Annotated in this window: 11 protein-coding genes; 3 read left to right on the top strand and 8 right to left on the bottom strand. The window is 54.5% G+C overall.

Annotated elements, in window-relative coordinates; all coding sequences use genetic code 11:
- Positions 1-2: 2 nt before the first annotated feature.
- From H6A25_RS08560 to H6A25_RS08545, 4 genes are all read right to left on the bottom strand, one after another.
- Positions 3-689, bottom strand: a complete 687-nt coding sequence (locus H6A25_RS08560; RefSeq protein WP_118428169.1) for a response regulator transcription factor — start codon at positions 687-689, stop codon at positions 3-5.
- A gap of 2 nt (positions 690-691) precedes the next feature.
- Complete coding sequence (locus H6A25_RS08555; RefSeq protein ID WP_204751631.1) at positions 692-2,065, bottom strand: hypothetical protein; 1,374 nt, start codon at positions 2,063-2,065, stop codon at positions 692-694.
- 193 nt (positions 2,066-2,258) lie between these two features.
- Positions 2,259-2,672 (bottom strand): hypothetical protein, encoded by a 414-nt coding sequence (locus H6A25_RS08550; RefSeq protein ID WP_204751629.1) that lies wholly within the window; start codon positions 2,670-2,672, stop codon positions 2,259-2,261.
- A 109-nt stretch (positions 2,673-2,781) separates the two neighbouring features.
- Entirely contained in the window at positions 2,782-3,960 is a 1,179-nt protein-coding gene (locus H6A25_RS08545) for a D-alanyl-D-alanine carboxypeptidase family protein (protein WP_204751628.1), read from the bottom strand.
- Between the two features lie 143 nt (positions 3,961-4,103).
- Here H6A25_RS08545 and mtaB point away from each other — a divergent pair, with 143 nt between their 5' ends.
- Together mtaB and H6A25_RS08535 are read left to right on the top strand one after the other, a co-directional pair.
- On the top strand, positions 4,104-5,405 hold the full coding sequence (gene mtaB, locus H6A25_RS08540) for a tRNA (N(6)-L-threonylcarbamoyladenosine(37)-C(2))-methylthiotransferase MtaB (RefSeq protein WP_204751626.1): 1,302 nt from the start codon (positions 4,104-4,106) through the stop codon (positions 5,403-5,405).
- 18 nt (positions 5,406-5,423) lie between these two features.
- Entirely contained in the window at positions 5,424-6,107 is a 684-nt protein-coding gene (locus tag H6A25_RS08535) for a LiaF transmembrane domain-containing protein (protein ID WP_204751624.1), read from the top strand.
- Positions 6,108-6,152: 45 nt separating this feature from the next.
- On the opposite strand, the gene H6A25_RS08530 is transcribed toward H6A25_RS08535, so the two are convergent.
- Positions 6,153-6,824, bottom strand: a complete 672-nt coding sequence (locus H6A25_RS08530; protein WP_204751623.1) for a uracil-DNA glycosylase — start codon at positions 6,822-6,824, stop codon at positions 6,153-6,155.
- Positions 6,825-7,035: 211 nt separating this feature from the next.
- Here H6A25_RS08530 and H6A25_RS08525 point away from each other — a divergent pair, with 211 nt between their 5' ends.
- The gene (locus H6A25_RS08525) at positions 7,036-8,637 is read left to right on the top strand and encodes an ABC-F family ATP-binding cassette domain-containing protein (RefSeq protein WP_204751621.1); all 1,602 of its coding nucleotides are present in this window, start codon (positions 7,036-7,038) and stop codon (positions 8,635-8,637) included.
- Positions 8,638-8,700: 63 nt separating this feature from the next.
- Here H6A25_RS08525 and H6A25_RS08520 read toward each other — a convergent pair whose 3' ends face one another.
- The 3 genes from H6A25_RS08520 to H6A25_RS08510 all read right to left on the bottom strand — a co-directional run bounded on the left by H6A25_RS08520 (position 8,701) and on the right by H6A25_RS08510 (position 11,857).
- On the bottom strand, positions 8,701-10,083 hold the full coding sequence (locus H6A25_RS08520; RefSeq protein ID WP_204751619.1) for an alanine/glycine:cation symporter family protein: 1,383 nt from the start codon (positions 10,081-10,083) through the stop codon (positions 8,701-8,703).
- A 375-nt stretch (positions 10,084-10,458) separates the two neighbouring features.
- Positions 10,459-11,376 (bottom strand): SPFH domain-containing protein, encoded by a 918-nt coding sequence (locus tag H6A25_RS08515; RefSeq protein ID WP_204751617.1) that lies wholly within the window; start codon positions 11,374-11,376, stop codon positions 10,459-10,461.
- Between the two features lie 40 nt (positions 11,377-11,416).
- Positions 11,417-11,857 carry an NfeD family protein gene (locus H6A25_RS08510; protein ID WP_204751615.1) on the bottom strand — a complete coding sequence of 147 codons (441 nt, stop codon included), beginning with the start codon at positions 11,855-11,857 and terminating at the stop codon, positions 11,417-11,419.
- Positions 11,858-11,963: the final 106 nt, after the last annotated feature.

Below are 11,963 nucleotides of genomic sequence, written 5' to 3'. Positions count from 1 at the left end.
GCTTAAGCTTCCCATTTATAGCCGAATCCCCAGATGGTGGCGATATACTTGGGAGCTGCGGCATCGTCTTCGATTTTCAGCCGCAGACGGCGGATGTTCACATCCACCACTTTCAGGTCTCCGTGGTAATCCCGCCCCCACACTTCGTTCATAATCTCGTCCCGGGCCAGGGCACGCCCCCGGTTTTCCAGGAAATTCTTCATCAGCAGATATTCCACCTGGGTCAGATCGATCCTCTGTCCGTTTTTCATCAGCTCCCGTGAACGGAGGTTGAGAGAAAACGGTCCGGAAGTGATCACATCGGCATTGAAGCTGCCTTGGGTCAGGCGGCGGTACAAAGCGTCCACCCGGGCCACCAGCTCCACCACCGAAAAGGGCTTGCCCACATAATCGTCCGCCCCGGTCATAAAACCGTTGATCTTATCGTTTTCCTGGGACAACGCGGTGAGCATGATGATGCCCATCCGGCTGCCGCTGCCCCGGATGCGACGGCAGACTTCAAAGCCGTCGATGTCCGGGAGCATCACATCCAGAATGGCCACATCCACATCGTTGTGGGTGCGCACATAAGTGACCGCATCCTCTCCCAGGGCAAATTCCACCGTCTCATATCCGGCCCGCTTCAGATTGATGACCACAAAACTGCGGATATTGTCCTCATCTTCCAGAATCAACACTTTTTTATTCATAATCAGCTGAAAACCTCCGAAGTCCATTCCTTTGTGATTGCATGAAAACTCCGCGCCACCTGATCGGCACTGAGGGACAACTGGGGATAACCGTTTTCCGGCAGGGAATAGCCATAGATGGCGTTGTCGCTGGTGTGCAGCCATTCCATGCCGCTGCTAGCAAAATATTCCTGCCGGTTGTCTCCGGTAAACATCCAGATCTGGAGCAGCACATTGTTCTCTCCCTGGAAAAGGTACCCCTCTTCCGCCCCTTCCACCGGCACCAGGAAGGTGGTCTTGATGATTCCCGCCTCGCTCTTGCGCTGGGCGCTCACATTGCTGCCCCATGTCTCCGGCCACTGAAAATACCATCCGTCCGCCGGGGCGTGGAAAGTCTCTATAGCCACGCCACTGGCGCCGCCGTTTTCAAAGCGGGTCCATCGCAGTTTCCACATGGTATCTGCCGCCTCCGGATCGGTATAGCCGGGGAGCATATCTCCCAGCGGCACTTCCGGAATCCCGTCATTGTCAATATCCTGACAGGTGATATTCACCGGACGCCAGGTGGCGGCGCTGCGTTTGCTGCCGCTGCCCAGGGTGGTATTGGTCAAAACGCCGCTGCGCAGCTCCACGATGTCGGTGATATAGCCGCCGGTGGCCGCCAGGCTGTCCACATAAAGAGACAGACCCCACTGGCCGGGAATGGTGCTTTTTGTGATCTTCACCACATTTTTCACATCGGAAGACAGGGGCGTCTGAGAAATCTCCGTGCAGGCCCCGTTCCGGAAGCCGTAAGCGGTCATCACCATCGCGCCGCCCACCCGGTCAAAGGCGGTGAGGAAAATTTCGTCCACCCCGTCATAGTCCACATCGGCAATGTAGGAATTGCTGTATCGGACAGCCAATGCTTCATTCAACCCATCGCTGCCCAGGGTGTGCACCGACATTCCCGAAGCACTGTCATCCTCCATGCCCCAGCTGAGGGCGATGGCCCGGGCCCCATTGTTCTGACACCGGGGGTAGGACACTTCTTTCAGATACCGTCCGTATCCCTTGGCATGCCCCAGCTCCACATAGTCATCTCCCTGGCGCTTATGGACATAGATCATATATTCGCCGCTGGTAGAGCTGCGGTAAAAGGAGATGATCTCCTTCTGCCCGTCCCCGTCGATATCCTGCTGTTGCATGGCCTGACGGTTCTGACCGCTTTCGGCCACGGCAGGGATATACCCCTGGGCCAGGATTGCATCCACCTGCTGCTGCAGCGCCAGATATTCTCCCGGCAGCCGGGGCAGGCTGGCCAAAGCGTCGCCGCTTTCCACCGAGCAGCCGCTGAGAGACAGGATCAATCCCATCAGCAAAACAACTGCCAAAAACTTTTTTCCCAGTCTTTTCACACAGAACCCTCTTTGCTTCATCGTTCACGGAAAGATATGCCCGGGGCCCGGCAGATCCGCCGGGTCTATTGGGCCTTTTATCATTGTAACATAAAGCGCGGCAAATGGGAATGTGAAAAAGGCCAAATTTCTGCCTTCTTCCGGCAAAAAGAACGGGCGGAGCATTCTGCCCCGCCCGCTCGCTTCCGCGCACTTAGAAATACTTTTTGATCTTGTCTGTAGCCCGGCTCACATCGGCGCTCAGGCTGACAGTGAACTTGACGCCGGTCTTTTCGCTGAAAGCGTCCAGACGGCTGAGGAAGGATTCGATGGCTTCCACATCATCGCAGCCCACGATCTTCAGGGTGCTGTCGATGAAGATGTGAGTGATGTCATAATTGCCGGCATACATACCGTTGACAAAGGCCATCAGGGTTTCAAAGCTGCCCTGGAAATCATACTCGGTGATGTCCACCAGCTTGGCGTTGTGGTTCAGGTCAAAGCGCAGCTTCTGCCCCAGTTCGATGCAGACCACATTGCCCGACTCGTTTTCCACCGCGTTATTTACAAGATCGATAAGATGCTTAGTTTTTCCACTTCCGGGAAGGCCCATAAAGACTTTTACCATAAGTGCGTTCCTCCTAACAGTTGTTTATCAAATGATATCATAAACCATCAAGAGTTACAACCGGATTTCTCGAAGATTTCGCAAATTCCCTGGAAGATTTTAATTTTTTTCACATTCTCCCTTCTTCCCGCTCCATGGCACACCGTTTAAAAAGTTCCAGAAACAGGCCGCCCGGACTCTTTTTTTCCACTTTTTCTGCTGTAACCACCGGAATCCGGGCGATTTCTTCCCCCTGGCTGCGGATGGTGAGCAGACCGGCCCGGGCGCCTTCTTTCACCGGAGCCGAAAGAGAGGGCGCCATCGCCAGTTCCTTTTCCAAAGTGGGCACCAATTCTTTTTTCAGCACCAACGGCGGCCGCTCTTCCAGCTGGCAGAGCACATACTCCTGTTTCCCCAGCAGCACCGGCACCGGCATGATGGGCTGGTCTGCTGTAATGGGCACCGCCTGATAGCCTGCAAAGCCGTAGTTGAGAAGGGCGGCCGCATCGGCATTGCGGCTTTGGGAATCGGCCGCTCCCATCACCACGGCGATGAGAGAAAGCCCCTCCCGTTCTGCCGTGGCTGACAGGCAATATCCCGCCCCGGTGGTATAACCGGTTTTCAGCCCGGTCATGCCCTGATAAGTATTGATCATCTTGTTGGTATTGGTCAGGCCAAAGGTACCGTTGCGCACCCAATCGGTCCAGATCCTGGTATATTCAAAGATTTTTTCATGGCCCATCAGCTGGCGGGACATCATGGCAATGTCCCGTGCCGTGGTCACATGGCCGTCGGCTGGCAGACCGTTGCAGTTTTGAAAATGGGTGTTCTCCATCCCCAGCTGTGCGGCCCGTTCATTCATCCGGGCCACAAAGGCTTCCTCTGTTCCGGCCAGATGCTCCGCCAGTGCCACGGCACAGTCGTTGGCCGAAGCCACCGCCACCGATTTCAGCATCTCATCCACTGTCATCTGCTCGTTTTCCTTCAGGTAAATCTGACTGCCTCCCATGCTGGCGGCATAGGCCGAAGTGGTCACCATCTCATCCAGTGTGATCTGCCCATTTTCCAAAGCCTCCATCACCAGAAGCATGGTCATCACCTTGGTGACGCTGGCCGGTTCCCTGGGGGTATCGGCATCTTTTTCATAAAGCACGGTGCCATCCTCGCTCATGAGAATGGCGCTGGGAGCCTGAATGCCGGCCAGAGGCTGAAGCTGCTCTTCTTCCGGCACCTGGGCGGCCTTTCCTCCTCCCCATACCATTCCCAGACACAGAATCATGGCCAAAACTTTCTTCCCGCATTTCTTCATCGCACTGTCCCCTTTCTCCTGTGGTAAAGTCTATGCACCTCCTTTTTTCTCCATGCCTTCCTCGCCCTTTACCCCAGGGATTTTTTCCGTTATAATGCTGTCAGATGACAAATCAAACCCTGATCCCCTTTGGAAGGTGAATTATGAAAATCGCATTTTACACCCTGGGCTGCAAAACCAACCAGTTTGAGACCCAGGCTTTGGAGACTCTGTTTGAACAGCGGGGACACACCATCGTTCCCTTTGACGAATTTGCCCATGTGTATATCGTCAACACCTGCACTGTCACCGCCCTCAGCGACAAAAAATCCCGCAATGCCGCCCGCCGCTGCAAGAAAATCAATCCCCAGGCCACTTTGATCGTCTGCGGCTGCTACAGCCAGATGGAGCCGGAACAGGCCCGGGAGATGTGCGGCGCCGACATTGTGGTGGGCACCGGCTGCAAGGGACAGATTGTGGAATTGGCCGAACAGGCTCAATCCCAGGCCTCCTTCTCCGGCGGCAGCGCCGTACAGGAAGCCCGGGAATTTGAAGTGCTCCCCGCCGGAGGCTTACGGGGCCGCACCCGGGCTTTGCTCAAGGTGCAGGACGGTTGCCAGAATTTCTGCACCTACTGCATCATTCCCTATGCCCGGGGCCGCTGCCGCTCCATCCCCCTCACGGAAGCTGTGCGCCAGGCCGCTTCCCTGGAAAAGGAAGGCTATCAGGAGATCGTCGTCACCGGTATCGAGGTCAGCTCCTACGGCATCGATCTGCCCGATCATCCTTCCCCGGCCGCTTTGCTGGCCGCCATCTGCCGGGCCGCTCCCCACACCCGCATCCGTGTCGGCTCCCTGGAGCCCCGGACCATCACCCGGGAATTTCTGGAGGAGGTGGGGCCCTATCCCAATCTGTGTCCCCATTTCCACCTGTCTTTGCAAAGCGGATGCCCGGATACCCTGCGCCGTATGAACCGGAAATACACCCCGGAACGCTATGCCCAATCGGTGGAAATGCTGAAAAAGGCCTACCCCGGCTGCGCTGTGACCACCGACCTGATCGTGGGCTTTCCGGGAGAGACCCAGGCGGATTTTGAAGAAAGCCTGGCTTTCGTGGAAGCCTGCGGTCTGGCCCAGGTTCATGTGTTCCCCTACTCCCGGCGGAAAGGTACCCCGGCCTATTCCATGCCGGACCAGGTTCCCCAGAAGGAAAAGGAAGAGCGGAGCCGGCAGGCAATCGGGCGTTTTCACAAGCTTCATCAGGATTTTCTCCGTTCCAAGGTGGGCCAGGTGCTTCCCGTTCTTTTTGAGCAGGAAAAGGACGGACTGTCCAGCGGTTTCTCTCCGGAATACTGTGAAGTGCGGGTAAGCGAAAAAGGACTGCACAACCAGCTGCTTTCGGTGCGCATCACCGGCCTTTCGGAGGACGGCTGGCTCACCGGCTGCACTCTGCCGGAAAATCCATAACAAAAGGGAGGTCTTTCCATGAAACAGCAATGGTCCCGCATTCTTCTGGGCGTTGTTCTCATACTGGCCGGCCTGGGCTATGCCGGGGATGTGATGGATTTTTGGCATTTTGATTTATTTTTCGACGGTTGGTGGAGCTTATTTATCATCGTCCCCTGTCTTTTTTCCATTGTGGAAAACGGCTTTGACACCGGCAACTCCCTGGGTCTGGTTTTCGGCCTGATGCTGCTGTTTTCCGCCCGGGGGCTCCTCAGCTGGCACCGGATGATCCAGCTGATGTTTCCTGCTCTTCTCATCATCCTGGGCATTGGTCTTCTGGCCCGGCCCCGCCGGGTGCCGGTGCCTGCCGGAGAAGCGCCGCCCATGGATCTAAGCCATGCGCCGGAATTGTCGGCCGTCTTTTCCCACGAGACCCGGCGCATCGTGAACACCATCACCGGCGGCGCCCGGCTCACTGCGGTCTTTGGATCTCTGACGGTGGATCTGCGTGACGCCGTCATCGCCCAGGACATCCAGCTGAAAACCACCGCCGTTTTCGGCTCCATACACCTGCTCTTGCCGGAAAACACCCTGGTCTACACCAAAGGCGTTTCCCTGTTCGGCCGCACCTATAACCAGATGCCCTCCGGTTTGCCGGAAAACTCCCCTAAAATCTATCTGGATTCCACCAATGTATTCGGCTCCACTCATGTGCAGCCCTGAAGCATAAAAAAAGCTCCCGGCAAGGCCGGGAGCTTTTTTATGCGGTTATTCTTCCAGCTGCCACTGGATAGGCTCTTGCCCATGCTGCTGCAAAAAGGTATTGCACTGAGAGAAATGGCGGCAGCCAAAAAAGCCCTGATAAGCCGAAAGCGGACTGGGATGAGGGGCCGTGAGCACCAGGTGATGGGGATTTGTGATGCGCTTTTGTTTGGACCGGGCATTGGCTCCCCACAGTAGAAACACCATAGGCTCCTGCCGCTCATTGAGCAGATCGATGACCCGATCGGTGAAATTCTCCCATCCCATACCCCGATGGGAATTGGCCGCATGGGCCCGGACGGTGAGCACGGTGTTCAGCAGCAGTACCCCTCCCTGGGCCCACTGGGTCAGGCAGCCATGGCCGGGACGGTGAAAGCCCACATCCTCTTCCAGTTCCTGATAGATGTTATTGAGCGACGGGGGCACCGGCACCCCTTTCTGCACCGAAAAACTGAGCCCATGGGCCTGGCCAGGGCCATGATAGGGGTCCTGCCCCAGGATCACCGCTCGCACCTCATGGTAGGGCGTATATTTCAGGGCGTTGAAAATATCGTACATAGAGGGATAAATGGTACGGCTGCGGTACTCCGACGCCAGGAATTTGCGCAGATTCTGGTAATATTCCTTGTCAAATTCCCCTTTCAGCAGCTCGTCCCAGTCATTTCCAATGTGAACCATATATTTTTTCCTTTCCCAAAATGAAATGCACTTGATTTTATTGTACACGCCCCTTTCTCTTCTGTCCACCGATTGTTTACCGAAAAGTCCTTGATTTTTACATAAAATATGATACCATGTTGTGGTCTCGCTCCCTCAAACTCCCCGCCGCGCAGGAGAAGGGGCCCCAAAGCAGACAGAATACCCGGCGCGGAGAAATGAGGAACTACCATTGATCACAGTTACCGATGTGAGCCTGAATTTTGACGGCCAGAATCTTTTTTCCCATGTGGATCTGAAATTTACCCCCGGCAACTGCTACGGCGTCATCGGCGCCAACGGCGCCGGGAAATCCACCTTCCTGCGCATCCTGTCCGGCGAGCTGGAACCCTCCCACGGCGAGGTCTCCCTGGGCAAGAACGAGCGGATGAGCGTGCTCAAGCAGGACCACTACGCCTACGATCAATATACCGTGCTGGATACCATCATCATGGGCAACAGCCGCCTGTATGAGATCATGAAGGAAAAAGAAGCCCTTTACATGAAGCCGGACTTTTCCGACGAGGACGGCATCCGTGCCTCCGAACTGGAAGGGGAATTTGCCGAGATGAACGGCTGGGAAGCGGAAAGCGAAGCCTCCCGCCTGATCCAGGGTCTGGGCCTGCCGGTGGACATCCTGGAAAAGCAGATGGAAACCCTTCAGGGCAAAGAAAAGGTGAAGGTGCTGTTGGCCCAGGCCCTCTTCGGCCAGCCCGACATCATTCTTCTGGACGAGCCCACCAATGACCTGGATGTGCTTTCCATCAACTGGCTGGAAAACTTCCTCCAGGATTATCCGGGCACCGTCATCGTGGTGTCCCACGACCGGCACTTCCTCAACAATGTGTGCACCCATATTGTTGACATCGACTATACCAAAATCAAGCTCTATGTGGGCAACTATGACTTCTGGTATGAGTCCAGCCAGCTGATGCAGAAGCTCATCCGGGATCAGAACAAAAAGAATGAAGAAAAGATCCGGGAACTGCAAAGCTTCATCCAGCGGTTTTCCGCCAACAAATCCAAGTCCAAGCAGGCCACTTCCCGGCGTAAGCTGCTGGACAAACTGGAAGTCACCGAAATGCCCGCCTCCTCCCGCCGCTATCCCTTTGTGGGCTTCACCATGGACCGGGAGCCGGGCAAGGAGATCCTCACCGTCACCAACCTGAGCAAAATGGTGGACGGAGAAATGCTTCTCAACCGGGTGTCCTTCCGGGTGAACAAAGGGGACAAAATCGCCTTCATCGGCGAAAACGAAAACGCCGCCACTACCCTGTTCCGCATCCTCAATGGCGAGCTGGAACCGGATGAAGGGGAATTCAAGTGGGGCTCCACCATCACCACCAGCTATTTCCCCCGGGACAATTCCGCCTTTTTCGACGATTTCCAGGGGAACCTTCTCCAGTGGATCGAGCAGTTTTCAGAAAATGACATCACCGAGACCTATCTCCGCAGCTTTTTGGGGAAAATGCTCTTTTCCGGAGACGATGTGCTCAAAAGCGCCCAGGTGCTTTCCGGCGGCGAGAAGGTGCGGTGCATGCTCTCCCGGATGATGATGAAAAACGCCAATGTGCTCATGCTGGATCAGCCCACCAACCACCTGGACCTGGAAAGCATCACCGCCGTCAACAACGGCCTGATGGATTTCAAGAGCAATGTGCTCTTCAGCTCCCATGACCACCAGTTTATCCAGACCATCGCCAACCGGATCATCTGCCTCAAGCCCGATGGCTTTGTGGACCGGATGTGCAGCTATGACGAATATCTGGAAAAAATGGAAGGCATCGCAAACTAACCCACGAAAAAAATCCGCCGCAGAACATCAGTGTTCTGCGGCGGATTTTTTGTTGATCACAGCTTATTTTTTGTTTTTACCAGCCTTTTTGGATGCTTCCCACTCTTTGTAGAGCTTGCTGACAACGCCTGACAGCGCCAGAAGGCCGAGAACATTGGGGATTACCATAAGGCTATTGAAGAAATCCGAAAGATTCCATACCAGTTCTACCTTTAGGACAGAGCCTACAACGATGAGAATGACAACGATGGAAGCATAGGGTATCACGCCTTTGGGTCCAAAAAGGTATTTCACATTCTTTTCGCCAAAGAAATACCAGCCGATGATTGTGGAAAAGGCAAAAAAGAACATGCAGATTGCTATGAATATCTTACCGAAATTGCCGAATCCCATGTTGAAGGCCATCTGTGTAAGGCCCGCTCCGCTCAAAGTCTGATTGACCGACTGAAGCTGACCTGTGACAAGAATGACGAGAGCGGTGAGATTCAGTATGACAAGGGTATCGATGAATACACCCATCATGGCCACCATACCCTGATCACAGGGATGCTTGACCTTTGCAAGAGCGTGGGCATTGGGTGTAGAGCCCATACCGGCCTCGTTGGAGAAAAGACCGCGGGCGATACCGTATTTTACAGCCTGAGAGACTGCAACACCGGCAAAACCGCCGATGGCAGAGCCGGGATTCCACGCTCCCACCACAATCTGTCTGAATGCTTCGGGAATCATCTCGAAATTCATGGCGATGATTACAAGGGCGCCCACAATATAGAAAGCAGCCATGATGGGAACAATTTTTTCCGTAATAGATGCTACACGGGCTGCACCGCCAATGAAAACAAAGGCAGACAGCGCAGCTATGATCACACCTATTATGATGGGATTGATGCCGAAGGCTCCTTTAAAAGAGTCTGCAATGGAGTTTGCCTGAACCATATTCCCCATGAATCCCAAAGCGAGGGTGATGAGAATGGCAAACAAGGCAGCCAGAGTTTTGCCGAGACGCCCTTTGAAAGCTGCTCTGATGTAATAAACAGGGCCGCCGGTTATTTCGCCGTCTTCTCCAATGGTCTTGTACTTTTGAGCAAGTGTTGCCTCTGCAAAAATGGTGGCCATGCCCAGTATGGCGCTGATCCACATCCAGAAAATGGCACCAGGTCCTCCCATTACCATAGCGGTAGCCGCGCCGGCCAGATTGCCGGTACCTACCTGAGCTGCGATAGCTGTTGCAAGGGACTGGAATGAGCTCATGCCATTTTTATCCGCCTTGTCCCCCTTGAGTTTAATGTTTCCAAACACCGCCTTGAAAGCGCTTCCGAATTCCCTGAACTGCACAAAGCCCAGTCTGGCGGTGAACCAGATGCCGGTTCCAAGAAGCAACACAACAAGAATTTTGCCGGAAAGAACATCCTTCAGCGATTCGACGATGCTGTTTAACAATTCCATATTTTTCCCCCTTTGAAGTCTCTCGCGCGCTGGTTCGCACATTATATCAAACGCCCTTATCGTTGTCTATACTGTTGCTGTAAGGATGCTTCTTTTTGTAAACCATGCCAAAATTTGCATATAAACTCTTGTATAATTTGCCGATGCTGATCTGGAAAAATACAACAAATCATTCCCAGTAATTTACTGATGTCATAGTGGAACACTTTTCGATTTTCCCGTGGCTGCACTGTCAAGATCGCCGGATCAGAAACCTGTGGAATCCAATTTATTGCAAATTAACCGGAAAACAAAAAGACAGGCTGCGTACCCCTTTCAAGGCACACAGCCTGTCTTTTTCACTGGCCCATTTTGCAGCGGGCCCTTTCACGCCTTTTAATCTTTGAACACTTCTTTGGCAGAAGCAGCCAAACCGGCGATCCCCTGAATCTCCGAGGGGATGATAATCTTGGTGGCTTTGCCATCGGCGGCCTTGGCGAAGGCCTCCAGAGCCTTGATCTTCACCACGCTGTCGGTGGGAGCGGCGTCATTCAGCAATTTGAAGCCTTCGGCCAGAGCGGTCTGCACCTTGAGCAGCGCCTCGGCCTCGCCTTCGGCTTCGGCGATCTTGGCCAGCCGGTTGGCATCGGCCCGCAGAATGGTGGCTTCCTTTTCGCCTTCGGCCACCAGAATGGCGGAGCGCTTTTCACCTTCGGCCCGCAGAATCGCTTCCCGGCGTTCCCGTTCGGCTTTCATCTGCCGCTCCATGGCATCCTGGATCTCCTTGGGCGGGATGATGTTTTTCAGCTCCACCCGGTTGATCTTGATGCCCCAGGGATCGGTGGCTTCATCCAGGATGGTGCGCATTTTGGTGTTGATGATATCCCGGGAGGTCAGGGTCTGGTCCAGCTCCAGCTCACCGATGATGTTACGCAGCGTGGTGGCTGTCAGATTTTCGATGGCCGCCATGGGATGCACCACGCCATAGGTGAACAGTTTGGGGTCGGTGACCTGGAAATAGATGACGGTGTCGATCTGCATGGTCACATTGTCCTTGGTGATCACCGGCTGGGGCGGGAAGTCAGACACCCGCTCTTTCAGCGTCACCTTGTTTGCCACCTTTTCCAAAAGGGGAATACGGAAATGCAGACCGGTTTCCCATGTGCCGCTGTATGCGCCCAGCCGCTCCACAATAAAGGCGCTGGCCTGGGGTACAATGGTGACACAGGAAGCCACGACGATGAGCACAAAAATCGCCAGGACGATAAACAGAATGACCGGCAGGGCGGAGCCTGCCAAAACAGCCAACAACATACATTCACCCTCCATACATCAGATTTTCTCTTTTCCCTTTTTACTTCTCTGTCCAGGGGCGCACAATGGCTTTGACGCCGGAGATCTGCACCACTTCCACCTCAGCGCCCTGTGCAATGGGTGTCTCGTCCGTGCTGCGGGCCGTCCAGATCTGGCCGCCCACCCGAATCTGTCCCTGGGCCATCTGGTTGTGGATCTCCTGGATCACAACAGCCTTTTGTCCCACGATCCGATCGGCATTGGTGGGCTTTTTTCCCAGTTTCAGCTTGCCCACCCACTTGCGGGTGGTGGCCAGCAGCACCGCCGACCCCAATACAAACAGGATCAGCTGTCCCCACAGGCCTACCCCCAGCAAAGCAGCCACCATGGCCACCAAGGCGCCGCAGGCAAACCAGATGGAGGTCAGCCCCATGGTTGCCGCTTCGGCAATGACAAAAATAACCACTGCAATGAGCCATACAACAGGCATGGCAATCGGCATAGATCATCACCTCGTTTTCTATGTTCAGCATACCATTTTTCCTTCTTCCTGTCTATATCTCCCCCTCATCTTCCGGTAAAATCCTGCAAGGTTTTCTGCAAAGTTT

The sequence above is a fragment of the Intestinimonas butyriciproducens genome (assembly GCF_016901775.1).
In the GTDB taxonomy this organism is placed as follows: domain Bacteria; phylum Bacillota; class Clostridia; order Oscillospirales; family Butyricicoccaceae; genus Pseudobutyricicoccus.
This window is presented reverse-complemented; position numbering and strand designations above follow the sequence as displayed.

Coding starts and splice junctions, on each gene's coding strand:
- H6A25_RS08510 (WP_204751615.1), bottom strand. CDS start 11,857: ATGCCGATTGCCATGCCTGTTGTATGGCTCATTGCAGTGGTTATTTTT.
- H6A25_RS08515 (WP_204751617.1), bottom strand. CDS start 11,376: ATGTTGTTGGCTGTTTTGGCAGGCTCCGCCCTGCCGGTCATTCTGTTT.
- H6A25_RS08530 (WP_204751623.1), bottom strand. CDS start 6,824: ATGGTTCACATTGGAAATGACTGGGACGAGCTGCTGAAAGGGGAATTT.
- H6A25_RS08520 (WP_204751619.1), bottom strand. CDS start 10,083: ATGGAATTGTTAAACAGCATCGTCGAATCGCTGAAGGATGTTCTTTCC.
- H6A25_RS08550 (WP_204751629.1), bottom strand. CDS start 2,672: ATGGTAAAAGTCTTTATGGGCCTTCCCGGAAGTGGAAAAACTAAGCAT.
- H6A25_RS08560 (WP_118428169.1), bottom strand. CDS start 689: ATGAATAAAAAAGTGTTGATTCTGGAAGATGAGGACAATATCCGCAGT.
- mtaB (WP_204751626.1), top strand. CDS start 4,104: ATGAAAATCGCATTTTACACCCTGGGCTGCAAAACCAACCAGTTTGAG.
- H6A25_RS08545 (WP_204751628.1), bottom strand. CDS start 3,960: ATGAAGAAATGCGGGAAGAAAGTTTTGGCCATGATTCTGTGTCTGGGA.
- H6A25_RS08535 (WP_204751624.1), top strand. CDS start 5,424: ATGAAACAGCAATGGTCCCGCATTCTTCTGGGCGTTGTTCTCATACTG.